The sequence below is a fragment of the Burkholderia sp. HI4860 genome, from assembly GCF_002223045.2.
GTDB lineage: Bacteria > Pseudomonadota > Gammaproteobacteria > Burkholderiales > Burkholderiaceae > Burkholderia.
In genome coordinates this window covers 450470-473162 of the sequence record NZ_NKFO02000001.1, presented here as the reverse complement: position 1 = coordinate 473162, position 22693 = coordinate 450470, and the positions used below count along the sequence as shown (strand labels likewise).

General features: G+C 65.8%; 23 protein-coding genes and 1 riboswitch. Of the genes, 15 read left to right on the top strand and 8 right to left on the bottom strand.

The features are described from left to right. Positions 1-6: 6 nt before the first annotated feature. On the bottom strand, positions 7-399 hold the full coding sequence (locus CFB34_RS02160) for a helix-turn-helix domain-containing protein (RefSeq protein ID WP_089443436.1): 393 nt from the start codon (positions 397-399) through the stop codon (positions 7-9). A 135-nt stretch (positions 400-534) separates the two neighbouring features. Between CFB34_RS02160 and CFB34_RS02155 the strand changes: the two genes are divergently transcribed. The 5 genes from CFB34_RS02155 to arsH are packed head-to-tail and all read left to right on the top strand — an operon-like array spanning position 535 to position 3785. Next, the gene (locus tag CFB34_RS02155; RefSeq protein WP_089443435.1) at positions 535-1167 is read left to right on the top strand and encodes a glutathione binding-like protein; all 633 of its coding nucleotides are present in this window, start codon (positions 535-537) and stop codon (positions 1165-1167) included. Positions 1168-1227: 60 nt separating this feature from the next. Beyond that, complete coding sequence (locus tag CFB34_RS02150; RefSeq protein ID WP_089443434.1) at positions 1228-1560, top strand: metalloregulator ArsR/SmtB family transcription factor; 333 nt, start codon at positions 1228-1230, stop codon at positions 1558-1560. After that, positions 1557-2627: an ACR3 family arsenite efflux transporter gene (arsB, locus tag CFB34_RS02145; protein WP_089443433.1), complete on the top strand. Its 1071-nt coding sequence runs from the start codon at positions 1557-1559 to the stop codon at positions 2625-2627. The genes CFB34_RS02150 and arsB overlap by 4 nt, the downstream gene beginning before the upstream one ends. A 20-nt stretch (positions 2628-2647) precedes the next feature. Next, the gene (gene arsC, locus CFB34_RS02140) at positions 2648-3070 is read left to right on the top strand and encodes an arsenate reductase (glutaredoxin) (protein WP_089443432.1); all 423 of its coding nucleotides are present in this window, start codon (positions 2648-2650) and stop codon (positions 3068-3070) included. Continuing rightward, the gene (gene arsH / locus CFB34_RS02135; RefSeq protein ID WP_089443431.1) at positions 3063-3785 is read left to right on the top strand and encodes an arsenical resistance protein ArsH; all 723 of its coding nucleotides are present in this window, start codon (positions 3063-3065) and stop codon (positions 3783-3785) included. Before arsC ends, arsH begins: the two co-directional genes overlap by 8 nt. A gap of 81 nt (positions 3786-3866) precedes the next feature. Here arsH and CFB34_RS02130 read toward each other — a convergent pair whose 3' ends face one another. Next, positions 3867-4877, bottom strand: a complete 1011-nt coding sequence (locus CFB34_RS02130; RefSeq protein ID WP_089443430.1) for a sodium:calcium antiporter — start codon at positions 4875-4877, stop codon at positions 3867-3869. A gap of 81 nt (positions 4878-4958) precedes the next feature. Further along, positions 4959-5126: riboswitch (yybP-ykoY riboswitch) on the bottom strand. Positions 5127-5245: 119 nt separating this feature from the next. Here CFB34_RS02130 and CFB34_RS02125 point away from each other — a divergent pair. The 7 genes from CFB34_RS02125 (at position 5246) to CFB34_RS02095 (ending at position 13416) form a co-directional block, all read left to right on the top strand. After that, on the top strand, positions 5246-5521 hold the full coding sequence (locus tag CFB34_RS02125) for a metal/formaldehyde-sensitive transcriptional repressor (RefSeq protein ID WP_089443429.1): 276 nt from the start codon (positions 5246-5248) through the stop codon (positions 5519-5521). Positions 5522-5533: 12 nt separating this feature from the next. Then, positions 5534-6811 carry a CDF family Co(II)/Ni(II) efflux transporter DmeF gene (dmeF, locus tag CFB34_RS02120; RefSeq protein ID WP_089443428.1) on the top strand — a complete coding sequence of 426 codons (1278 nt, stop codon included), beginning with the start codon at positions 5534-5536 and terminating at the stop codon, positions 6809-6811. A 2-nt stretch (positions 6812-6813) separates the two neighbouring features. After that, positions 6814-6999, top strand: a complete 186-nt coding sequence (locus CFB34_RS02115) for a DUF1289 domain-containing protein (RefSeq protein WP_089443427.1) — start codon at positions 6814-6816, stop codon at positions 6997-6999. Between the two features lie 96 nt (positions 7000-7095). Next, a complete protein-coding gene (locus tag CFB34_RS02110; protein WP_089443426.1) occupies positions 7096-8304 on the top strand; it encodes an MFS transporter in 1209 nt (402 codons plus the stop codon). A 255-nt stretch (positions 8305-8559) separates the two neighbouring features. Next, positions 8560-10374, top strand: a complete 1815-nt coding sequence (locus CFB34_RS02105; RefSeq protein ID WP_089443425.1) for an ExeM/NucH family extracellular endonuclease — start codon at positions 8560-8562, stop codon at positions 10372-10374. Positions 10375-11086: 712 nt separating this feature from the next. Next, positions 11087-12931, top strand: coding sequence for a peptidase S10 (locus CFB34_RS02100; protein ID WP_089443424.1), 1845 nt, complete (start codon positions 11087-11089; stop codon positions 12929-12931). Between the two features lie 53 nt (positions 12932-12984). Then, a complete protein-coding gene (locus tag CFB34_RS02095) occupies positions 12985-13416 on the top strand; it encodes a 2-oxoglutarate dehydrogenase (protein WP_069250688.1) in 432 nt (143 codons plus the stop codon). A 392-nt stretch (positions 13417-13808) separates the two neighbouring features. Here the strand turns inward: CFB34_RS02095 and CFB34_RS02090 are convergent, their stop codons facing one another. Further along, positions 13809-14819: a helix-turn-helix domain-containing protein gene (locus CFB34_RS02090; protein ID WP_089443423.1), complete on the bottom strand. Its 1011-nt coding sequence runs from the start codon at positions 14817-14819 to the stop codon at positions 13809-13811. Between the two features lie 88 nt (positions 14820-14907). Here CFB34_RS02090 and CFB34_RS02085 point away from each other — a divergent pair, with 88 nt between their 5' ends. Next, positions 14908-16008 (top strand): DJ-1/PfpI family protein, encoded by a 1101-nt coding sequence (locus tag CFB34_RS02085; protein WP_089443422.1) that lies wholly within the window; start codon positions 14908-14910, stop codon positions 16006-16008. A 188-nt stretch (positions 16009-16196) separates the two neighbouring features. Here CFB34_RS02085 and CFB34_RS02080 read toward each other — a convergent pair whose 3' ends face one another. Beyond that, positions 16197-17276, bottom strand: a complete 1080-nt coding sequence (locus tag CFB34_RS02080) for a zinc-binding alcohol dehydrogenase family protein (RefSeq protein WP_089443421.1) — start codon at positions 17274-17276, stop codon at positions 16197-16199. Positions 17277-17386: 110 nt separating this feature from the next. Here CFB34_RS02080 and CFB34_RS02075 point away from each other — a divergent pair, with 110 nt between their 5' ends. Next, positions 17387-18178, top strand: coding sequence for a helix-turn-helix transcriptional regulator (locus CFB34_RS02075; protein ID WP_089443420.1), 792 nt, complete (start codon positions 17387-17389; stop codon positions 18176-18178). A 96-nt stretch (positions 18179-18274) separates the two neighbouring features. On the opposite strand, the gene CFB34_RS02070 is transcribed toward CFB34_RS02075, so the two are convergent. Further along, a complete protein-coding gene (locus CFB34_RS02070; protein ID WP_089443419.1) occupies positions 18275-19765 on the bottom strand; it encodes an aminotransferase class V-fold PLP-dependent enzyme in 1491 nt (496 codons plus the stop codon). Positions 19766-19955: 190 nt separating this feature from the next. Between CFB34_RS02070 and CFB34_RS02065 the strand changes: the two genes are divergently transcribed. Further along, on the top strand, positions 19956-20579 hold the full coding sequence (locus CFB34_RS02065) for an NIPSNAP family protein (protein ID WP_242808544.1): 624 nt from the start codon (positions 19956-19958) through the stop codon (positions 20577-20579). A gap of 19 nt (positions 20580-20598) precedes the next feature. Here the strand turns inward: CFB34_RS02065 and CFB34_RS02060 are convergent, their stop codons facing one another. The 3 genes from CFB34_RS02060 to CFB34_RS02050 all read right to left on the bottom strand — a co-directional run bounded on the left by CFB34_RS02060 (position 20599) and on the right by CFB34_RS02050 (position 22612). Next, complete coding sequence (locus CFB34_RS02060) at positions 20599-20913, bottom strand: TrfB-related DNA-binding protein (RefSeq protein ID WP_089443471.1); 315 nt, start codon at positions 20911-20913, stop codon at positions 20599-20601. Between the two features lie 18 nt (positions 20914-20931). Continuing rightward, entirely contained in the window at positions 20932-21189 is a 258-nt protein-coding gene (locus CFB34_RS02055; RefSeq protein WP_089443418.1) for a PAAR domain-containing protein, read from the bottom strand. 79 nt (positions 21190-21268) lie between these two features. Further along, positions 21269-22612 (bottom strand): virulence factor, encoded by a 1344-nt coding sequence (locus tag CFB34_RS02050; RefSeq protein WP_089443470.1) that lies wholly within the window; start codon positions 22610-22612, stop codon positions 21269-21271. Positions 22613-22693 lie beyond the last annotated feature (81 nt).

Genomic DNA, 22693 nt, shown 5'->3' with positions numbered 1-22693 from the left:
TTGGGGTTATCGGGTGGAATGGTGTGCTGTTTCGATGGCGGCTGCCGCGCCGGGCGTCACGCCGATATCGCACGACGCCTCGGCATCGCGCGCCTTCAGCCACAGCCCGAATTCGCGCATCACTTCGACAATGGGCCGCAGCCGGTCGCCGTCGGCGGTCAGATCGTACTCGACCCGCACCGGCACTTCCGGATAGACGGTGCGCTGCACGAGCCCGGCGTCTTCGAGTGCGCGCAGGTCGAGCGTGAGCATCCGTTGCGAGATGCCGGGCATGTCGCGCCGCAGGTCGCTGAAGCGCCGCGGCCCGTCGAGCAGATACGACACCAGCAGCAGCCGCCAGCGGCCGCCGAGCAGGCGCATCGCTTCTTCAACGGAACATCCTGTCGCACTCGTTTTCATCGTGCTGATCCTGGTCGGTAAATTTTTTGTGACTACGGCACAAACGACTGCCGTCTTCTCAGCGTTGCGCCGATGCGAGATATTAGCGCCCGCGTCGCGGCGAATCGATACATGGACAACCCACGAAGGACACGCATGAAGCTCTATCACGCTCCCGGAAGCTGTTCCCAGGCCATCTGCATCGTGCTGCGCGAAGGCGGCATCGATGCCGAGGTCATCGAGGTCGACGCGCGCAAGCATGTCATTGAAGACGGGCGCAATTACTACGATGTGACCGAACTCGGCTACGTGCCGCTGCTCGAACTCGACGACGGCACGCGGCTGCGCGAAGGGCCGGTGATCGCGCAGTATCTTGCGGATCTGTGTCCGGATGCGGGGCTCGCGCCCGCGTACGGCACGCTTGCACGCTATCGGCTGATGGAGTGGCTCAACTTCCTCGGCACAGAGATCCACAAAGGCTTCATCCCGCTGCTGTACGCGGTGCAGGCGGGCAAATACGTCGACCCGGCGAGAACGAAGCTCGACAGCCGCTTTGCGTGGATCGATCGCCAGCTCGACGGCAATACGTTCTTGATGGGCGACACGTTCACGCTCGCCGATGCCTACCTGTTCGCGCTGACCGGCTGGGGCAAGGCGGAATGGCTGCGGTCGGTGTACCACGCGGATATCGACCTGACCCGGTATGCGCATCTACGTGCGTGGTACGAGCGGGTGCGGGCGCGGCCGGCGGTGCAGGCGGTGCTGGAGGCTGACGGGCTGAACGCGTAGCTAGCACCATCATTTCAACAGTACTTGAAATATCGAAATGAAGCCGCTATCCTTCGCGCCATGGACTCCAATCTCGTCGTGCGCGCGCTGGGCGCGCTTGCTCATGAAGCGCGCCTCGCCATCTTTCGCGCGCTGGTCGTGGCCGGGCCCGAAGGGCTGCCGGCTGGCGCAATCGCCCAGCAGATCGGGCTGTCGCCATCGAGCCTGTCGTTTCATCTGAAGGATCTGTCGCACGCCGACCTGGTCACCGCGCGTCAGGATGGCCGGTTCGTCTATTACGCGGCGAATTTCGAATCGATGAGCGGGCTCATCGGGTTCCTCACCGAGAACTGCTGCGCCGGCGCGGCCTGCGGCGTGCCGGCTGCCCCCGACTGTTGCGGAGGCGACGCATGACCGGTTCGAACGTTGTACGGCCGCCAGCCGTGGCGGCCCCGCCCGCCATCGGCTTCTTCGAGCGCTACCTGAGCGTGTGGGTGGCGCTGTGCATCGTGCTCGGCATCGCGCTGGGCCAGGCGCTGCCCGGGCTCTTTCAGCACATCGGCCGCATGGAATACGCGCAGGTCAACCTGCCCGTCGGGCTGCTGATCTGGGTGATGATCGTGCCGATGCTGGTCAAGGTCGATTTCGGCGCATTGCATGAGGTTCGGCAGCATGTGCGGGGGATCGGCGTGACGCTCGTCGTGAACTGGCTCGTCAAGCCGTTTTCGATGGCATTGCTCGGCTGGCTGTTCATCCGGCAGCTATTCGCGCCGATGCTGCCTGCCGACCAGATCGACAGCTATATCGCCGGCCTGATCCTGCTGGCCGCCGCGCCGTGCACGGCGATGGTGTTCGTGTGGAGCCGGCTGACGGGCGGCGATCCGCTGTTCACGCTGTCGCAGGTCGCGCTGAACGACAGCATCATGGTGATCGCGTTCGCGCCGCTGGTCGGCCTGTTGCTGGGAATGTCCGCGATCACGGTGCCGTGGGCGACGCTGCTCACGTCGGTCGTGCTCTACATCGTCATCCCGGTGATCCTCGCGCAAGTGTGGCGCCGGCTGTTGCTCGCGAAGGGGCCGACGGCGTTCGACCGCGCGATGGCGAAGATCGGCCCGTGGTCCATCGCCGCGTTGCTGGCCACGCTGGTGCTGCTGTTCGCGTTCCAGGGCGAGGCGATCCTGAAGCAGCCGCTGGTGATCGCGCTGCTCGCGGTGCCGATCCTGATCCAGGTGTTCTTCAACGCAGCGCTCGCCTATGGGCTCAATCGTCTCGTCGGCGAGAAACACAGCATCGCGTGTCCGTCGGCGTTGATCGGTGCGTCCAATTTCTTCGAGCTGGCCGTGGCCGCCGCGATCAGCCTGTTCGGCTTCCACTCGGGCGCCGCGCTCGCGACCGTCGTCGGCGTGCTCATCGAAGTGCCGGTGATGCTGCTCGTCGTGCGTGTCGTCAACCGTTCGAAGGGCTGGTACGAGTGCGCATGAGACCATTCAGGAATCCGTAAATGACCGACATCACGATCTATCACAACCCCGATTGCGGCACGTCGCGCAACACGCTGGCGATGATTCGCAACTCGGGCGTCGAGCCGCGCGTCGTGCTTTATCTGGAAACGCCGCCCGACGGCGAGACATTGCGCGCGCTGATCGCGGCGATGGGCGTGCCCGTGCGCGACGTGCTGCGCCGCAAGGGGACTCCGTATGAAGCGCTCGATCTCGACAATCCGAAGTGGAGCGACGACGACCTGATCGGCTTCATGGTCGCTCACCCGATCCTGATCAATCGCCCGATCGTCGTGACGCCGCTCGGCACGCGGCTGTGCCGTCCGTCCGAGCAGGTGCTCGACATCCTGCCCGATCAGCAGAAGGGGCCGTTTGCGAAGGAGGACGGCGAAATCGTGATCGACACGGAGGGCAAGCGTGTCTGACCGACTGAACGATCTGCCGCAACTCGATGCCACGCTGTTTCGCGTGCCGGACGCGAGCCGGCTGCAACCCGCGCGGCCGTCGACGCATCCGCCTCGAATCGTGCTCCTCTACGGGTCATTGCGCACGCGCTCGTTCAGCCGGTTGCTGGTCGAGGAGGCGGCGCGGTTGCTGGCGGCGATGGGCGCCGAAGCCAGGATCTTCAATCCGGCCGGCTTGCCGCTGCCTGACGATGCGCCCGACGACCACCCGAAGGTGGCCGAGTTGCGCGAGCTCGTGCAATGGTCGGAGGGCATGGTGTGGTGCTCCCCCGAGCGGCACGGCGCGATGACCGGCGTGATGAAGGCGCAGATCGACTGGATTCCGTTGTCGGTCGGCGCGGTGCGGCCGACGCAAGGCAAGACGCTGGCGGTCATGCAGGTCAGCGGCGGATCGCAGTCGTTCAACGCGGTCAACCAGATGCGGGTGCTCGGACGCTGGATGCGCATGCTGACCATCCCGAACCAGTCGTCCGTCGCGAAGGCGTTCATGGAATTCGGCGACGACGACCGGATGAAGCCATCCGCGTATTTCGACCGGGTCGTCGACGTCATGGAGGAACTGGTCAAGTTCACGCTGCTGACGCGCGACGTCGGCGCGTACCTGACTGACCGCTACAGCGAACGCAAGGAAAGCGCCGAGCAACTGTCGCAGCGTGTGAACCAGGCGCGCATCTGAACCGCTTTCCGGCGAGCGCCGCGACGATGCGTCGTTCGCGCCGGGCAGCAGGGTCGTGCCCGGCGTGTCCGTTGAGCCGGATCAACGCGCCAGCGTCAGGAACAGATACCCCGCATACCCCGCGCCGTTCGCGAGCAACGCCCAGATCGCGAGCCCGCGCGCTCGCGCATTGACGCGCAGCCATGCCGCCGCCGCGAGCGTGATGATCACGCCGGTCAGTACCTCGGGGCGCGGCTCCCACGGTGTCAGCATGATGCCGATCGCCGGCAGCAGCGTGCCCTGGAACACCATCGCGCCGGTGATGTTGCCGAACGCGAGCGTGTCCTTCCTGCGGCGGATCCACAGCACGCTGTTGACCTTCTCCGGCAGTTCCGTCGCGATCGGCACGATGATCAGCGACAACAGCAGCGCCGATACGCCCAGCGCGTGCGACACGCCTTCCACGCCGTGAATGAAGCCCTTCGCCCCGCCGACCAGCAGCGCGACGCCGAGGAGCAGTTGCAGTGCGATCGTCGCGAGGTTGGTCGGCACGCCGAGGCGCGACAGGAACATCATGTGCGGCGCCTCGGTGCCGTGCCCGGCATCGACGAGCTGGTTCGATGCCCGGAACGTCATCACGACATACATCACGTAGATGCCGACCAGCATCGCCGCGAGCAACGCACGCACGGCCCCGTTGTGATGCGGGACGAACATCGCGGCGGTGGCCAGCGAGAACGCGGCGAGAAAGTAGTTCATGTCGCGCACGAAGCCCGTGCGTTCGGGCGCGATCGTGCCGCGCAGCCCGCGCGAGCGGATCACGGCGAGCGTCATCAGGAAGGTGGTGAGCGTCGCGAGCATCAGCGGCGCGCCGAGAATCGCGCCGACGCCGATCTCCTCGTTCACGGCCTGGTTCGCGGTGCCGCCGGCGAGCGCGAGCAGCGGCACCATCGTTTCGGGCAACGCGGTGCCGACGGCGGCGAACAGCGAACCGGTGACGCCTTCGGAAATCTTCAGGCGCTCGCCGAGATGCTCGAGCGCATTGGTGAAGACTTCGGCGGCGACGAGGATGACGACCAGCATGAACGCCAGCTCGACAAACATGAAAGTCATGCGGCACCTCCGCAGGCATGCGCGCGGACGGCGGCGAAACGCGGGAAGAGGGCGGTGAGGAACATGGGGACTCCGTGGTCGGACGCTGACGAACCATGGCGCATCCGCCGACGTCCGACCAGGAACGACGCGATGCACCCATGGTCTCGCCAGGCCAATCAGGCTGATCGTGCCACGGCCGCAGGCCGAGTGTGTTGACACGATCGCTTTCCGGGGACGGAAAGCAGGCTACTCCCCAAAGACGAAGGGCAGTCTAGCCGGGAGGATTGCTTTCGACAAGCCTTCATCTCAAAAAATATACCCCTCTCCCCTATAGGGGATGCCTTCCGGAGATATACTCCCCCTCCCTATCCAGGAGTCTCTCACCGATGAGCCATACCATTCGTGAAAAACAGAAGCTGCTGAACCGCGTGCGCCGTATCAAGGGCCAGGTCGAGGCGATCGAGCGCGCGCTCGGGGACGAGCGCGGCTGCAACGAGGTGCTGCAATTGATCACGAGTTGCCGCGGTGCGATGAATGGGCTGCTGGCCGTCGTGCTGGAAGACCACATTCGCGAGCACATGGTCGATGCACATGGGCCGGACGAGCACGAAGGCAGCGCGACCGAGCAGCTGATCGACGTGGTGCACAGCTATTTCAAGTAACCGGGGTGGAGCATGAGCAATTTCACGAATGACGCGTTCGGCGCGGGGCACGACCATATCTTCCTGGGCGCCGCGCACGAGCAGAACGAGCGGCGGACATGGATGGTGATCGGCCTGTGCGCGGCGATGATGGTGGCGGAGATCGTCGGCGGCACGCTGTTCGGGTCGCTGGCGCTCGTCGCCGACGGGCTGCACATGTCGACGCACGCTGGCGCGATGCTGATCGCCGCGCTGGCCTATACCTATGCACGCAAGCATGCCGACGATCCGCGCTTCGTGTTCGGCACCGGCAAGCTGGGTGACCTGGCCGGGTTCACGAGCGCGATCGTGCTCGCGATGATCGCGATCCTGATCGCCTACGAGGCGGTTGCGCGGTTGCTGGCGCCGGTGCCGATCCATTTTGGCGAGGCGATTCCGATCGCGGTGCTCGGTCTCGCGGTCAACCTGGCGAGCGTGTGGCTGCTGAGCGGCGGGCATCACGGGCACGATCACGGCCACCATCATGGGCATGGCCACGGCCACGCGCACGACGATCACGCGGATGAGGCCATGCGGGTGTTCTCGACAGCCGGCGTGTTCGACGTATCGGTGTTCGAGGACGGTGTGCCGCCGGTGTTCCGGATCGCGCCTGCCACCGGCGAGTCGAGCGTCGACGGGGTGTCGGCATCGATCACGACCGTCCGTCCCGACCAGTCGCGACAGCATTTCACGATGGTGGCGCGCAACGGCTTCCTGGAATCGCGGGAGACCATTCCCGAGCCCCATGCGTTCGATGCGATCGTGACGCTGGACGGTCACGCGCACCCGCTGACGTTCGTCGAACACGATCATCATGAAGGCGCGCACGCTGCCTCGGCCCGCGATCACAACATCCGGTCGGCCTACGTTCACGTGATCGCCGATGCCGCGGTATCGGTGCTGGCCATTATCGGGTTGCTGCTCGCGCGCGCTTTCGGCTGGGTCTGGATGGACCCCGTCGCGGGCATCGTCGGCGCGCTCGTCATCGCGAACTGGTCGTACGGGCTGATGCGCGATACGGGCGGCATCCTGCTCGATGTCAATGTCGATCGCAAGCTGGCGGAGCGCGTGCGTCAGGCGATCGAGGCGTTTGGCGACAAGGTCAACGATCTTCACGTGTGGCGTGTCGGCCCCGGCCACATGAGCGCGATCGTATCGGTCGAGACCGTCGATGCGGCGCGCGACGCGCGCTTCTACCATGCGCTGGTCGAAGGCTTCGGCGGCGTGTCGCACGTGACCGTCGAAGTGATGACGCCGGCAACGGCAGCCTGACCGTGGCCGTGAAATCGCCGTGCGTCGAGCTGTGCGCGTTCGACGGCCGCACCGGATTCTGCACGGGCTGCCTGCGGACGCGCGACGAGGCACGCGACTGGAAGAAGCTGACCGATCACCGTCGGCACCAGATACTGAACGACCGCGTGCGCCGGCAAGCGAAGATCCGGCGCGACACGGGGGAATAGCATGCTCGCGTGGCGGCCGGCATGCGCGGCCGTGTCACCGGCCTGCAGTAGTATCACCGGCATCCCGTGTCGGGATGCCTGAACCGCGAGCGACCCATGCAGACCGAACCGTCGACCGGCGTTCTTCGCCAGATTCCGCGCAGTGTCTGGGTGCTGGGCTGCGTCAGCCTGCTGATGGACGTGTCGTCGGAAATCATCCACAGCCTGTTGCCGATGTTCCTGATGGCGGGGCTCGGCGCGAGCGCGACCGCGATCGGCGTCATCGAGGGGATCGCCGAGGCCACGGCGCCGGTCGTCAAGGTGTTTTCCGGCACGCTGAGCGACTACCTGCGCAATCGCAAATGGCTGGCGGTCGCCGGATACGGGCTCGGCGCGCTCAGCAAGCCGCTGTTCGCGATCGCGCCGACGCTTGGCCTCGTCGTGACGGCGCGGATCGTCGACCGGATCGGCAAGGGAATCCGCGGTGCGCCGCGCGATGCGCTGGTGGCCGATGTCACCCCCGTCCACCTGCGCGGCGCCGCCTACGGGCTGCGACAGTCGCTCGACACCGTGGGCGCGTTCCTCGGGCCGTTGCTGGCCGTCGTCATCATGCTGGGGTGGCACGACGATTTCCGCCTCGCCTTCTGGCTGGCCGTGATTCCCGGCGTGCTGGCCGTGGCGTTGCTCGCGTTCGGTGTCGACGAGCCGGCGCGTGCGCCGGGCGAACCGCGTGTCAACCCGATCCGACGCGATGTCGTCGCGCAACTCGGCGCGCGCTACTGGTGGGTCGTCGCCGTGGGCGCCGTGTTCGCGCTGGCCCGCTTCAGCGAGGCGTTCCTGGTGCTGCGCGCGATGGGCAGCGGCGTGCCCGTCGCGCTCGTGCCGCTCGTGATGGTGGCGATGAACGTCGTGTACGCGCTGTCGGCCTATCCGTTCGGCAAGCTCGCCGACACGACGAGCCACACGAAGCTGATGGTGGCCGGGCTCGTCCTGCTGATCGCTGCCGATATCGTGCTTGCGCTTGGCGCGCATTGGGCAACCGTCCTGGCCGGTGTCGCGTTGTGGGGGCTCCATATGGGGATGACGCAGGGGTTGCTCGCGACGATGGTCGCGCAAGCCGCGCCGTCCGCATTGAGAGGCACGGCGTTCGGTGTGTTCAATCTGCTCAGCGGCGTGGTGACGCTCGTGTCGAGTGTCGTCGCGGGCATCCTGTGGGACCGGGTGGGCGCCGCGGCGACGTTCTATGCAGGGGCCGGGTTCAGCATGGCAACCATCGTGTTGCTCGTCTGCTTGCGCGGATCGTCCGTCGCTGCGCAGGATTCCTAGTTGCGATACGGCGACGAACGATCGGGTTTCTACACGACGTAGCGCGACGCTGCGGCAGAGAGGGCACGCGGGGCAATCGTCACGGGCACGGCGGATTTTCATCAGACGATTTCCCCGCTTTTTCAGGCGTAAACACACGCTCGACGGCGATCGCAGCGTGATAACGACAATTACATCCGCCTGTCTTCCCATTACCAAAAACTGTCATTGAGCGCCGCTAAGCTTTCGCCACCCTCACAACCGGGATTCCCCGTCATGCGCTCGACAATCCGCCTCATCACCCCGCTATTGCTGCTTCCGACGCTCGCCGCGCCGGTTTTCGCCGCCACTGCCGCGCCCGTCAGCCCGAACTGCGGCGGCAGCACGACGCCGATCGCCGATATCCAGGGGCCGGGCGCGCCGTCGCCGCTCGCCGGCCAGAACGTGTCGATCGAAGCGGTCGTCACCGCCGATTTCGGCGGCACGGACGGCTTTGGCGGCTTCTTCGTCCAGCAGGCCGACGCGCAGCGCCGCAACCAGCCGGGCGTGTCCGAAGGGCTGTTCGTCTACGCGCCGAAGATGCGGGCGAAAGCGGGCGACCTCGTGCACGTGACGGGCAAGGTCGAGGAGAAGTACGGCCAGACGCAGCTCACGCAGTCGGGCGCGATCGCGGTGTGCGCGAACAACCAGACCGTCACGCCCGTGACGCTCACGCTGCCGGTCGACAGCCCGAACGCGTTCGCTGCGTATGAAGGGATGTTGGTGCGCCTGCCACAGACGCTGAACGTCACCGACAACTACGAGCTCGGCCGCTACGGCAGCGTGATGCTCAGCAACGGCCGCCTGCGCACGCCGACGAGCGTCGTGCCGCCCGCGCAGGCGCAGACGCAGATCGAGGCGAACGCACGCAACCGCCTGATCCTCGACGACGGCTCGAACAAGCAGAACCCCGCCACCGTGCCGTACCCGGTGCCGGGCCTGTCGGCCGCGAACACGCTGCGCGCGGGCTACACGGTGCGCGACGTCGAAGGCGTACTCGAAGTGCGCTACGGCGCATGGCGCGTGCAGCCGCTGCCGGGCGCGGCCGTGCCGGCATTCGACGCGCGGCCGAACCCGCGCACCCAGGCACCGGCGCGCGATCCGAAGTCGAACCTGCGCGTCGCGTCGTTCAACGTGCTGAACTACTTCAACGGCAACGGTCTCGGCGGCGGCTTCGACGATCCGAACAATCGCGGCGCGAAGAACTTCCAGGAATTCCAGCGCCAGGAAGCGAAGATCGTCAGCGCGCTGAAGGCGATCGACGCCGACGTGATCGGCCTGATGGAAATCCAGAACAACGGCTACGGCGAACTGAGCGCGGTGCGCCAGCTCGCGGCGAAGCTCGGCAACAACTGGCGCGTCGTCGATCCGGGCGTGTCGCGCCTCGGCGGCGATGCGATCACGGTCGCGATGATCTACGACAGCCGCAAGGTCGAACCGGTCGGCCGCGCGGCCACGCTCGCGATCGACGACAAGAACCGCCAGCCGCTCGCGCAGTCGTTCCGGCTGATCAACGGCAACAAGCAGTCGCTGACGGTGGCGGTCAACCACCTGAAGTCGAAGAACTGCCCGGATGCCGCCAACGACGATCTCGACCAGGGCGACGGCCAGGGCTGCTGGAACCCGACGCGCACGCGCGCGGCGGCGAAGGTGGCCGACTGGCTCGCCGGCAACCCGACGGGCGTCGCCGGCCAGGGCGTGCTGCTGATCGGCGACTTCAACAGCTACACGTACGAAGACCCGATCCGCGCGCTCGAATCGCGCGGCTACCGCAACCTCGTCGCGCGCTGGATCGGCGCGAATGCGTACAGCTACGTGTACAACGGCGAAGCCGGCTACCTCGATCACGCGCTCGCGACGCTGCCGCTCGCATCGCACGTGAAGGCCGTGCACGAATGGCACATCAACGCGGACGAGCCGCTCGCGCTGCAGTACACGCTCGCGTACAAGTCGGCCGAGCAGCAGAAGACGTTCTATGCGCCGGATGCGTATCGCTCGTCGGATCACGATCCGGTGCTGATCGATATCGCGCTGCCGGGCGGCGGGAAGTAATGGCGGATTGAATGTGGAAGAAGCGCGGCGTGCGGCGAGGCTGCATGTCGCGCTTCTTCCCTATTGGAAGCGCCGGCGGTAGAAAAGGGTAAATAATTCCGCTGAATTTATTGGAACTCGAGAAATCGGTATTTTATGGATGGCGCGGTGCGGATAAACGCATCGATTGAAGAATGGCTGAAGTGACTTGAATCATTGATTGGCCGTCGGCGCATGCCGTTACGCTGAATTAAGCGATCACGGATAATTAAAATGAAAGAATAATTCTAGCGATCTGAAGGATTTCGTGCCGCAACATCATTGCCAGTAAAGGATTGCTGGTTGTTCGATAAAAGCGGCTGATTCGGCGGATTATTGTCGACAGCGCGCGCAATGCACGCATAATCCCGTTTTCTTTCAATTGCCAGACACTGTCCGCCGTTAGCATCATTGCGGGTTTTTTAATATCCGAATGATCTTTGACAACGCGGCGCAGCACCGCCTATTTTTGTGTTGTCGTAAATTTGGGTCATATAAAAGTTGTCCAAACTGCAGGGGGCGTCCGAGCACCATTCTCGCCAGCAGTTTGCTGTGTCTGTATCAAGTTCAGTCTCTTGGAAGTCCAATCCCCAACCGCCAACTGCCGACCGTGCAACGCGAGTGGCGGGTCCGCCTGCGCGTTCCGCAGGCGTTGGCGGCCTGTGTGAAACGGTATCCGAATCAAAGGACAGAGATGAAACCAGACAGGAGCTGTACCGGCAGCCGCCGTGGCCGTCACGGCCGGTTGGCCGGGCTAGGTGCATTGACCGTCATGACACTGGCGCTCGCGGCATGCGGCGGCGACGATTCGTCGTCCGTCGGTGCGTCGAGCCTCGCGCAGGCCACCGCCAGCCAGCAGGCCAGCGCGCAACAGGCGGCCGCGCAGACGCCGGCCAACCAACCGTACGTCGACCCGGTCGCGTATTCGATGAATGCGACCGACGGCCTCGCCCCCGGGCAGGTGTCCGAGAAAACCGCCGTCATGCATTACCAGTGGAAGAACGGCGGCACGACCGTCAACTACACGACGACCACCGGTCACCTGACCGCGCAGGACGCGAACGGCAACCCGGAAGCGTCGATGTCGTATGTCGCGTACACCGCGCCGAGCACGAACGGCAAGCCGCGCCCCGTCACGTTCGTCTATAACGGCGGCCCCGGCTCGTCGTCGATCTGGCTGCGGCTCGGCTCGTTCGCGCCAACCCGCGTGGCCACGCCCGATCCGCTGTTCGGCAGCAACTGGCCGAACTATCCGCTCGTCGACAACGCCGAAAGCCTGATCGACACCACCGACCTCGTGTTCATCGACCCGCCCGGCACCGGGCTGTCGGAAGCCGTGTTGCCGAACACCAACCAGAAGTACTGGGGTTCGGATGCGGACGTGAACATCATGCGCGACTTCATCCAGCGCTACCTGAACGTCAACAGCCGCGGCACGTCGCCGATCTACCTGTACGGCGAATCGTACGGCACGCCGCGTACAGACATGCTCGCGCTGGCGCTCGAATCGGCCGGCGTGCACCTGACGGGCATCGTGCTGCAGTCGGCGATCCTGAACTACTTCGCGGATGCGGTGGAAGCCGTCGCGATCACGCAGTCGACGGAGGGGCTGCTGCTCGAGACCGATACCGTGGCCGGCTACCTGCCGGGCTATGCGGCGGTCGCGGCGTACTTCAACCAGGTGTCGCCGGCGCCGGTGAACCCCGATCTGTACGCATTCCAGACGGAACTGTTCACGACGCTGATCTACAACCAGCTGCAGAAGTATTCGCAGTCGTGGGTGTTGAGCCAGCTCGGCATTCCCGATGCGCTCGGCACGCCGGTGTTCCCGAGCGATGCGACGCTCAGGCTGTGGTCGATCCCGTCGAGCCTCACGCAACAGGCGCTGCGCGGCTACTTCAACGCGAATCCGTTCGGCACGAGCCTCTTGCCCGGCACGACGATCGGCCGGTATGACGGACGCGTGTCGTTGCCGAATTCCGATCCGCGCCTGCAGAACGACGGCGACCCGTCCGACATCCTGATTTCGCAGCCGTTCACGAACGCGCTCGCGACGCAGATGCCGGATTACCTCGGCTACACCGCACCGAACGCGACGTACCTGCCGCTGAACGACAACATCATCGGCGTCTGGGACTTCACGCACGACGGCCAGCCGATGCCCGACACGATCCCCGATCTGCTCGGCGCGCTGCAGCTCAACCCGAAGCTTCGCGTGCTCGCGGAGAATGGCTTCCACGATCTCGCGACGCCGTTCTTCAACACCGAGAAGCAACTCGCGCGGCTGCAGACGGTGAAGGGCTTCAATCCGAAGCTGCAGGTGAACTTCTTCCAGGGCGGCCACATGATCTACCTGGACGACGTCGCCCGTCCGCAGATGAAGCGGGACCTGAAGACGTTCTACAAGGGCGCGCGGATTCCGACGGCGCTGACGCTGCACACGCTGCCGCCGCCGTGGCCGGATGAAAACCCGCCGAGCGTGCCGACCGGCAGCGTCCCGGGCGCGACCGCCGGGACGACGCTGGCGGCGGCCCCGTGAGCGGCCCCGAGCGACGGACTCCTTGTCAAAGGAACCCTCTATTCATCCATTGAATGCGAGTGATCATGTCCCTAATCAAATTGATGCGGCGTATGTCTCCGTTGATCGTCCTCGGTGCCGTGATGAGCAGTGCCTACGCGTTGCCGCCGCAGGCGGTGGCGCCGGTGAAGCTGCCGCACGGCGGGCGCGGTGTCGACGGTCCGTTCTTTCCCGCCACGAAAGCGGCGCCGGTGTTGCCGTCAACCGGCGCGACGCTGCAGCAGCAGGCGCAGCAGCGTGTCGATGCGCGGCTCGGCGCCAATACGGTGCTGAGCAACGGCGCGGCCGTGACGAAGGCGCAGGCGCAGAGCAGCGGTCTCGGCTTCGTGTCGAAGCACTTCGACGAGATCGATGCGAAGCACACCGGCCGCGTGACGATGAGCGATGTGCGGCAGTTCATCCAGCAGCGGCAGGTGCAGGCGCAGCAGGAACAGCAGGACGAGTGACGTAGCAGGCAGGGCGGCGGCCGGTGCGGAAGCCTTCGCACCGGCCGCCGGAAGATGAACGACAGCGTGAACGACAGGCGCTAGAGCGCCTGGCGCGCGTAGCGCTTCGCGGTGGCCGACGGCAGTTCGCCGAACATCGCGCGAAGATCAGGCCGATCAGGTTGAGCCACGCCGTCATCCATCCGCATTTCTCCCGGCTCTATCAGATTTCGGCAATGGAGTGAAAATCCCGAGGGATGCGCCGGAACAGGGAGGGCGTGTCGGCCCGTTTCGTCGCCGGGAGGAATGGGAGCGTGGCGGATGCGCAGCGGCGGCGGCGGTGGTGTCGACGGGCGATCGCCGCATCGCCACCACGCCAGTGTCCCCGGACGCACGCCGGAACCGGCGGCGGCCTATTCCGCTTGCGGCTTGCCGTGTCGCACTCCGAAGCGGGCGCGATAGTCGCGTGGCGATACGCCGACCTGCTTCGCGAACGCGCGCTGCAACGCGTCGACGCTGCCGAATCCCGACCGCTCGGCGATGCGTTCGAGCGGCCAGTCGGCCCGCTCGAGCAGCGCCTTCGCGCGCTCGACGCGTGCGGCCAGCACGAACTGCGCGGGCGATCGTCCGGTCTCCTTGAGAAAATTGCGCGCAAACGATCGTTCGCTCATGTGCATCCGCGCGGCCAGCGCGGCGACGCCGAGATCGCCGGCCGGATCGTCGGCGATCTCGGCGAGCAGCGCGCGCATGCGCGGCGTTGCGTTGGCCAGCGAGCCGAGCCCGACGCTGAACTGCGCCTGGCCGCCGGGCCGGTGCATGAACAGCACGAGTTCGCGTGCGACCGCGAGCGCGGTCGGCGCGCCGCAATCCGCCTCGACGAGTGCGAGACACAGATCGATGCCGGCCGTCACGCCGGCCGACGTATGGAACGGCGGATCGCTGACGTAGATCGCGTCCGGTTCGATCCGCGCGTCGGGACGGAGTGCCTGCAACATCGCGCACTGGTTCCAGTGCGTGGTTGCGCGTCGGCCGTCCAGCCATCCGCCCGCCGCCAGCACGAATGCGCCCGTGCAGATGCTCGCGATGCGCCGCGTGCCGGCGATCCGCGTGCGCAACCACGGCAGCACGCCGGCTTCCGACGCGGCATGGCGCAGCGCCGCTTCATCGCCGCCGGCGACGATGAGCGTGTCGATCCGCTCGGGCAGCGCCGCGAGCGCGGCCGTGCCGGCGAGGCGCAGGCCCGCGTGCGTGACGATGTCGCCGCCGTGTTGCGACGCGAGCGTGAGCCGGTACGGCGCGGCATGGTCGGGAAGGTGACGGTTCGCGACCGCGAACACTTCCATCGGGCCCGTGATGTCGAGCGACTGGACGCCTTCGAAGCCGACGACGACGATGTCGCGTGCCGAACAGGTTGACTGGGACATGGCGGAAAGTGCGGTGGAGTTGTCCTTGTGACCGCGTGCATGATCCTTGTAATTTTCCGGACATGCAATCGACGGATGCGGGTGAACGATGCGGGGACGGAGGACAGGCGGGGCGGTGCTGCTCGTTTGCGCGATGCTGGGCGCAAGTGCAGCGGGGTGGCATGGGCCGGTGAAGGCGGAGGATGCACGGCCGGTCGCCCAAGCGCTGACGATCGGCGCGCCGAAGGCGGCACGCACGCGGCCGCTCGTGGCGATCGTCGCGGACAACGCCGGAACGGAGACGACCGATTTCATCGTGCCGTACGCGATGCTGAAGGCATCCGATGCGGTCGACGTCGTCGCCGTATCGGCCGACGAAGGCGAGGTCGAACTGATGCCCGCGCTGCGCATGCTTGCCGATACGACGTTCGATCGGTTCGATGCCGAGACGCCTGCGGGGGCCGACGTGGTGATCGTGCCCGCGCTGCATCGCGCGGACAGCCCGGCCGTGCTGACATGGTTACGCAAGCAGGCCGCCGCCGGCGCGACGATGGTGGCGATCTGCGAGGGCGCGGAGGTGCTCGCGAATGCGGGCCTGCTGCGGCATCGCACGGCGACGTCTCACTGGTATGCGCGCGACGGCCTGCGCCGGCGCTTTGCCGATACGACGTGGGTCGGCGATCGCCGCTATGTGATGGACGGCAACGTCATGACGACGACCGGCGTATCGGCGTCGATTCCCGCTACGCTGGCGTTGGTGAATGCGTTGGCAGGGCCGGCAGTGGCGCGCGAGACGGCGCGGCGCGTCGGCGCGCAGTCATGGAGCGACGTTCACGATGGCAGCCGGTTCGCGTTGACTGCGCGTGCGGTTGCGGTCGCGCTGACGAACCGTGTCGCGTTCTGGCGGCACGAGACGTTCGATCTTCCGGTCGAAACCGGGTTCGACGAGCTTCCGGTTGCATTGACCGCCGACGCGTGGGCGCGAACCTGGCGCAGTGACGTCGTCGCGACGGCCGACGCGCGCGTAATCGAGTCGAAGCACGGGCTGCGGTTGCTGGCGCAGCCGGCGAATGCTCGGCACACGCGCATGGCGATGGCGGCCGACTGGCGCGGGGACGCGGTGCTGCCCGCTGTGCTCGGCGACATCGCGGCACGCTATGGCGATACGACGTCGGGTTGGGTCGCGCTGCAACTGGAGTATCCGAGGTAGCGGCGCGTCGTGCGCGCCATGCGGGCATTGCGTGCCGCGCTTGTGACGGAATTCGCCGGCGCGGGACAGCGGGATGTCGAGGCAGGGCAGTGTCATGTCGATCTCGTCGCGAACGATGTGCTGCCGCCGCGCGCGCCGCGAACCGCGACGCCCGCTCGGCGACACGCTGGCCGAGCGGCGCGCCGACATCAAGGCGCAATCACCGTCATCCTGAACGGCCCGCCATGCGCCGCCGCATGCGCAACCGCGTCATTCGCTTCGTCGAGCGGGAAGCACGTTACGTCGAACAACCCGAGGTCGAGCAACCCGCCGCGGACGAGCCCCGCCATCAGCGTCACGGCTTCGGTCGGATACATCCACTTGCCGCGCAGCGTGATGTCGTTGCGCATGATCCACGGGTACGGCAACTCGAGCCCCGCCCCGCCGAGCATGCCGACGCCGCCCATCAGCACCACGCGCCCGTAGGGCCGCACCGCCATCACGGCGGCGCGCACCGTCGTCGCCGGCACCGACGGCGGCATCAGGTCGATCACGCAGTCGATCGGCCCCGGTGCCGCCTGCTGCATGCGGGTGCGATCGGTGGCTTCGTCGCCGGTCAGCGAGACGGGGCGCACGCGTTCGCCGAAGCGGCGCGCGAGATCGGCGAGCACATCCGCATTGCGGCCCGGCGCGACCACGCACTGCGCGCCCATCGCCAGCGCCACCGCGATGCATGCGCTGCCGAAGTGGCCGGTCGCGCCGCTCACGAGCACGATCTCGCCCGCGCGCAGATCGGACGCGAGCAGCCCGCCGTACGGCACGAGCAGCGTATTGAGCGCACACCAGCGCGCGGCGTCGGCCGGCGCGATCTCGCCGATGCGCACCGCGTTCTCGGTCGGCACGCGCACCCGTTCGGCAAACGGCCCATCGTGGAAATGGCGCTGCAGTTGCTGGCCGCCGTCGCCGCGTGCGCTCCAGCCCTGCAGCACGATGTCAGGCATCCGTGCGTCGTCGCGCGAGCGCACGGTCGGGTCGCAGAACACCCAGTCACCGGGCTGCAACTGCGTCGCATCGGGGCCGCTTTGCCGGACCCGGCCGATGGCGCCGCAGCCGGGCACGATCGGCAGCGCGAGCGGATAGCGGCGCTCGCCGCTGAACACTTCCTGCGCGTAGGGCAACACCGGCGTCGCGACCACGTCCACGATGACCTCGCCGGTGCCGAGCACCGGATCCGGCATCGTTTCGATCGCAAGCGGCGTGCCGAACGACTTCAGAATCGCAGCTTTCATGAGGCTTCCTGACGGTAGGGGACGCGCCGATTCTGGCAGGCTTAGAATCCGCAACAAGGCCCGGCACGAACCCAGGATTGCCCGATACCACCCTGCACGGAGCGCACCCGATGACCGTCACCCCGCGAACCCCGTTCGGCGATTTCCTGCGCTCGCGGCGCAAGAAACTGCGCCCGGATGCCGTCGGCCTGCACGACGGCCCGCGCCGGCGCACGCCCGGCCTGCGGCGCGAGGAAGTCGCCGAGCTGGCCGGCATCGGCGTCGACTGGTATGTGCGGCTGGAACAGGGGCGCGACGTCAACCCGTCGGAGGCGACGCTCGATGCGCTGGCGCGTGCGCTGCGGCTGGACAAGGCCGAGGCCGCCCACCTGCGCGCGCTCGCGCGGCGCGACGCATCACGGGCATTCGTGCAGGAGCGCGTGCCGCCGTCCATCGTGCGGCTCGTGGCGAACCTGAATCAGCCCGCCTACGTGACCGGGCGGCGCTGGGACATCCTCGCGTGGAATGCGGCGGCGGCCGACCTGCTCGGTTTCGACCGGCTCGCGGAAGCCGACCGCAACATCCTCGTCTACATGTTCGTCGAGCCGCACGCACGCGAGCTTTTCGCCGCGAGCTGGGCCGACGAGGCGCGGCGGATGATCGCGCTGTTTCGCGCGAGCCACGATCTCCATGCGAGCGATCCGGCGTTCATCGCGCTGGTGGCGCGCTTGCGCACGAGCAGCAGCGCGTTCGCGCAATGGTGGGATGCGCATGACGTGCGCAGCGGTGTGTCGGGGCAGAAGGTGTTCGCGCATGCGCAACGGGGCGCGCAGCGTTATGAATACGCGACGTTCCAGGCGAACGACGATCCCGCGCTGAAGCTGGCGATTTACACGCCGGTGAGCGGGGATGAGGGGGAATGACGTTGCGTTGATCGCCGCCGCCATCCGGCCGCGCATCGAAGCATCGGCTTCTTGCGCGAACGCGGGTAGCGGAGCGTAACGGGGCGGTGTTTCCGGTCAGGCCGAAGCCGTGGCCGTGCGTCGGGCGGACAAGCGATTCCACAGCATGCCGGAGCGGCTGCCGCTGCGGCAGTACGCAAGCACCGGCTTCTGCAGCGAGTCGATCAGCTCACCGAATGCGTCGATTTCCGCATCGCCGATGCCGTCGCGCTCGACCGGCAGGTAGCGTGCTTCGAGGCCCAGTTCGCGGGCCGCCGCGGCGATTTCGTCGAATGCGGGATGGGCATCGCCTTCGCCGTCCGGCCGGTTGCAGATGACCGAGCGGAAGCCCGCATTGCGGATCGCCTTCAGGTCGGCCGGCGTAATCTGCCGCGACGCGGAGAACCCGTTCGCCGCCGTCGCACGACACTGTTCGATCGCCTGGCGGAAACAGGCGATCGCGAAGTCGACATCCTGCTCCGTCGTAAAGCGGCCGAAGCTCACGCGCACAGTGCGGCCGGCCGTTTCCGCATCGAGGCCGATCGCGGTCAGCACGTGGGACGGTGCGCCGCTGGTCGAGTTGCATGCGGACGTCGACGACACCGCGAGCGCTTCGCCGAGCATGAACGGGAAGAAGCCCGGCGCGTTCACCGTCAGGCTCAGCGTGTGCGGGATGCGGCGCGCGGCGGCCGCGTTCTGCGTGACGTCGCCGAGGGCGACCAGCGCGTCCGTCAGGCGCGCGCCGAGCGCCGCGATGCGAGCGGCTTCGCCGTCGAGCTTCTCGGCGGCCAGTTCGCATGCCACGCCCATGCCGACGATCTGATGCGTCGCGAGCGTACCCGAACGCAAGCCGCGCTCATGCCCGCCGCCATGAATCTGCGGAGCGATCTGGTCCGCGATGTCGCGGCGCACGAACAGCGCGCCGATCCCCTTCGGGCCGTACACCTTGTGCGCGGACATCGACAGCATGTCGATGCCGAGCGCGCGCACGTCGATCGGCGTCTTGCCGAGCGCCTGCGCGGCGTCGACGTGGAGCAGCGCGCCCGCGTCACGCACGATGCGCGAGATTGCGCCAATATCGGTCAGCGTGCCGAGTTCGTTGTTCACGAGCATCAGCGACACGAGGCCCGTATCGGGGCCGATGGCGGCCGCGACCGCGTCGGCGGTGATTTCGCCGTCGCGCGTGGGCGTCAGGAACGTGACCGTCGAGCCGTGCTTCGACAGGTTCGCCATCGTGTCGAGAATGGCCTTGTGCTCGATACGGCTCGTGATCAGGTGGCGCTTGCCGGTCGCGTTTTCCGCATAGCCCTTCAGCGCGAGGTTGTTCGATTCGGTGGCGCCCGAGGTCCAGACGATCTCGTCGGCGTCCGCGCCGATCAGCGCGGCGACTTGCGCGCGGGCCTGCTCGACCTTCTCTTTCGCGCGCAGGCCGGCGGCGTGCGAGCTCGATGCCGGGTTGCCGTAGATGCCGTCGAAGCCGAGGCAGGCCGTCATCGCTTCGATCACGCGCGGATCGGCGGGCGTCGTGGCGGCGTAGTCGAGGTAGTGCAGCGGGGTGGTGTCGCTCATGTCCTTCTCATGCTCGTTTCTTTCGGAATGGAAGAAATGATACGGGGGACAGGAGGGAAAAAGGATCCAAAGTGGGCTGGCGATTCAGCTTGATATGGAATAACGTTTTATCGGAAGTGGGATTGGGGGAATTTATTTTTCTGGCGGCGGGCGAGTGCGATTTGCGTGTCCGCTGCCCATTTTGCGAGGGATGATCGAGATGCAGTATGAACTGACGACGTTGTCGTGTTTGCTGCTGGAGCAGGATGCCGTTTCCGCTGGTGCGCACCGATGGGTATCGGATCCGAGGGCCGCGGGGCGCCTCCTCGGAGCATGGCGTTCGGAAATCGGCGAGTTGGGGCAGATCGTCGTGCTGCGGGGCTTCGACGAAATCGACGAACTGCGGCAGGAGCGCCGTCGTGCGTTGATGAGCGGCGGGCCGTTCAATATCGACCGTGACCACGTGGGTCTCAGCATGGAAACCTACGAGCTGTTTCCGTTCCTGCCCGCGATCGAGCCGTCGAAACTGGGCAGGTTCTACGAATTTCGCCGCTATTGGCTCAAGCCGGCCGGAATCGCGCCGACGATCGCCGCATGGGAGCAGGCGGTCGGCCCGGCGCAAGCCTATACGTCGCATCTCGTCGCGAACATGTACGCGATCGATGGCCCGCCTCGCATCGCCCATATCTGGGGGTTCTCGAGCCTGGAGGAGCGCATGGCATTGCGCGCGCGCCACTATGCCGAAGGGCTTTGGCCGCCCAAGGGCGGACCGCAGCAGATCGAGCGGGCTACGTCGACGATTTGCCTGCCGGAGGCGTGGCCTCCGCTGGGTTGAATCTTCGGTGAATTGCCGATCAGGTTGCCGAATCTTGTTCGTTCTGCATCGCCAATCGATAGGCATCCCGCACCCATGCCTGGAGTGCGGGCTCATATCTGGCCGGGATCGTGATCGTGAGGGTGGTGAGGCGCGTGCAGTTTCCCGGTAGCTCGAGATACCGCTGCCACACCTTTCGTACAAGCTGCGACATCGCGGAACACGTCATGCCGACTTCCGCCGCCACGGCCCGCTGTGATCGGCCCTTGACGAAAATCTCATGGAGAGCCCACTGGTTCAAGGGCTTGATTCGTGTATTTTGCACGCGCAACAGGCGGAACTGTTCGGCAGTCATGCGTCGGGTCTTTTGCATTCAAACTCGCCCGGAAGTGTGAAGTGAAGAAATCAAGGTCGCGCCGCATGAAGTCTTGTGACCATCGAAGGCAGCGTCTCGACCTTCGACCTTGAAGGCCGTGTCGCCTTCGGCAATCGTGCAAGCGCCATGAATCGGACACGAGCATGGGTCGCCGATGCGGGCGACCGAGCGCCCCATCACGGTGCTTTTTCGGGCGCCGGATTCGACCCGGCCGCCGTGGGTGTGCGTATCTTCTACCCGGATAATTCCCCGCATGGGATTCCGTCCTCCAAATGGTTTGAGGTCTGACGCGGCGATCACGCTCGGAAGAAGCAATCTGCCGCGCCGGTGTGCATCACCATGAATAGCCTTGCATGCCGTAATTTGTGTCGTGTCGGCGGCCCCACCACGGCAGATAGGCGTTGTTTCCGCCGCGTGCGCGGAACCAGTCCTTGTCGGGATCGATCGGCGTGAGCTTCGACGGTGGCCGGACGACGACCGCGACAGGGTGATCCGGATCGGTCGTGCCGGCGACGAGTGCGTTGCCGCCGAAGTGATTGATCCGGCCGATGGCGAGCGCGACGTCGGTCAATGCGCTGCCGGTGCCCATGTCGCCGAGTAGGGCGGCTGTGTTGAATGTCTGCTTCTGGTGGTCGTATTCGGGAAGGGTTTCGGTCAAGGTTTGTGCGAGCGCGGCGACGCGTGACGATGCGGTATCGCTACCGGCGCCTGCGTCGTGGACGATGTACTTGAGATCCGGAACCGCGACGCCGGCATTGCGTGCCGCCTGGTCGATGGTCGCCTTCCACGCCTGCACGGCGCGGGTCGTGCCAACCTTCGGCGAAAACGCTTGTGTGTTGCCCGTTGCGGCTTTGCCGATCCATGCGAGCGGTTCACGCTGCGTGTTGAAGTTCGGACCGGCGAGGAACAGCACGACGAGGTTCTCGTTGATCTGCGCGTCCGTGGGCGGGAAGTTGGGTGCGTCCCAGTTGATCGCCCATACGGTCTTGTCGGGGTTTTCCTGCAAGTAGTCCAGTGCCTTGTTCAGCGATGTAAAGCCTGCGTTCGCGCCACCTTGTGTGATTTGTACGTCGGGGGGCGTGTCGCGGCTCCACATCTCTCGGAAATGCGGGTTGCCGATCGAGAATGACTTTCGAATTGAGTCGCGCAAGTAGCTTTGCGATTCAGCCGAATCAAGTCGATTCGGAATCGCAAGCTCAACATGAATTCCCGCCAATTCGCGCCACTCTCCTTTGTCGTTTGGTCCTACCGTGTAGAAATATTTTGGATTGGCGAAATAGCGTGAGCGAATTATTAGAGGAAACTCGAACATGTACTTGCGATAGAAGCCTCTAAATGTTTCCTTTCCTCTGTTTCCGTATGCGATACCAGCTACCGATTGCAAGGTGGTAAACGACTTCGGATCAGTGCGAACCATATCGTCATTCTTGTTTGGAACGGCAAGTCCTTGCGTCCACAACAATTGCCATTGGGTGGGGTAGTCCATGCGTTGCAATGGATTCAACCACATCAGGCCAACAACCTGTGCGACGAAGGGCTTCGCCGGTTCTTCGGCTGCCGGAGCTGCATTCTCCGCGGGCTGCTGGACAGGCCTGGCTTGTGCTGGACGCATCAGTGCGGTGATGAATAGAAACACCATGAGTGCAGCGAGGCCGGGTACTACAATGAATCGTTTCATCCAATCTCCTATCTCCAAATGTGCCGGGTTGGGTTGTTCTACGTGCGCCATCAGCGAGGCCATGAGTATGGTTGCGATCAG

Bases quoted from the DNA above. Each gene is read 5' to 3' on its own strand.
- CFB34_RS02160 (WP_089443436.1), bottom strand. From the start codon at position 399: ATGAAAACGAGTGCGACAGGATGTTCCGTTGAAGAAGCGATGCGCCTG.
- CFB34_RS02155 (WP_089443435.1), top strand. From the start codon at position 535: ATGAAGCTCTATCACGCTCCCGGAAGCTGTTCCCAGGCCATCTGCATC.
- CFB34_RS02150 (WP_089443434.1), top strand. From the start codon at position 1,228: ATGGACTCCAATCTCGTCGTGCGCGCGCTGGGCGCGCTTGCTCATGAA.
- arsB (WP_089443433.1), top strand. From the start codon at position 1,557: ATGACCGGTTCGAACGTTGTACGGCCGCCAGCCGTGGCGGCCCCGCCC.
- arsC (WP_089443432.1), top strand. From the start codon at position 2,648: ATGACCGACATCACGATCTATCACAACCCCGATTGCGGCACGTCGCGC.
- CFB34_RS02130 (WP_089443430.1), bottom strand. From the start codon at position 4,877: ATGACTTTCATGTTTGTCGAGCTGGCGTTCATGCTGGTCGTCATCCTC.
- CFB34_RS02125 (WP_089443429.1), top strand. From the start codon at position 5,246: ATGAGCCATACCATTCGTGAAAAACAGAAGCTGCTGAACCGCGTGCGC.
- dmeF (WP_089443428.1), top strand. From the start codon at position 5,534: ATGAGCAATTTCACGAATGACGCGTTCGGCGCGGGGCACGACCATATC.
- CFB34_RS02110 (WP_089443426.1), top strand. From the start codon at position 7,096: ATGCAGACCGAACCGTCGACCGGCGTTCTTCGCCAGATTCCGCGCAGT.
- CFB34_RS02105 (WP_089443425.1), top strand. From the start codon at position 8,560: ATGCGCTCGACAATCCGCCTCATCACCCCGCTATTGCTGCTTCCGACG.
- CFB34_RS02100 (WP_089443424.1), top strand. From the start codon at position 11,087: ATGAAACCAGACAGGAGCTGTACCGGCAGCCGCCGTGGCCGTCACGGC.
- CFB34_RS02095 (WP_069250688.1), top strand. From the start codon at position 12,985: ATGCGAGTGATCATGTCCCTAATCAAATTGATGCGGCGTATGTCTCCG.
- CFB34_RS02090 (WP_089443423.1), bottom strand. From the start codon at position 14,819: ATGTCCCAGTCAACCTGTTCGGCACGCGACATCGTCGTCGTCGGCTTC.
- CFB34_RS02085 (WP_089443422.1), top strand. From the start codon at position 14,908: ATGCGGGGACGGAGGACAGGCGGGGCGGTGCTGCTCGTTTGCGCGATG.
- CFB34_RS02080 (WP_089443421.1), bottom strand. From the start codon at position 17,276: ATGAAAGCTGCGATTCTGAAGTCGTTCGGCACGCCGCTTGCGATCGAA.
- CFB34_RS02075 (WP_089443420.1), top strand. From the start codon at position 17,387: ATGACCGTCACCCCGCGAACCCCGTTCGGCGATTTCCTGCGCTCGCGG.
- CFB34_RS02070 (WP_089443419.1), bottom strand. From the start codon at position 19,765: ATGAGCGACACCACCCCGCTGCACTACCTCGACTACGCCGCCACGACG.
- CFB34_RS02065 (WP_242808544.1), top strand. From the start codon at position 19,956: ATGATCGAGATGCAGTATGAACTGACGACGTTGTCGTGTTTGCTGCTG.
- CFB34_RS02060 (WP_089443471.1), bottom strand. From the start codon at position 20,913: ATGACTGCCGAACAGTTCCGCCTGTTGCGCGTGCAAAATACACGAATC.
- CFB34_RS02055 (WP_089443418.1), bottom strand. From the start codon at position 21,189: ATGCGGGGAATTATCCGGGTAGAAGATACGCACACCCACGGCGGCCGG.
- CFB34_RS02050 (WP_089443470.1), bottom strand. From the start codon at position 22,612: ATGAAACGATTCATTGTAGTACCCGGCCTCGCTGCACTCATGGTGTTT.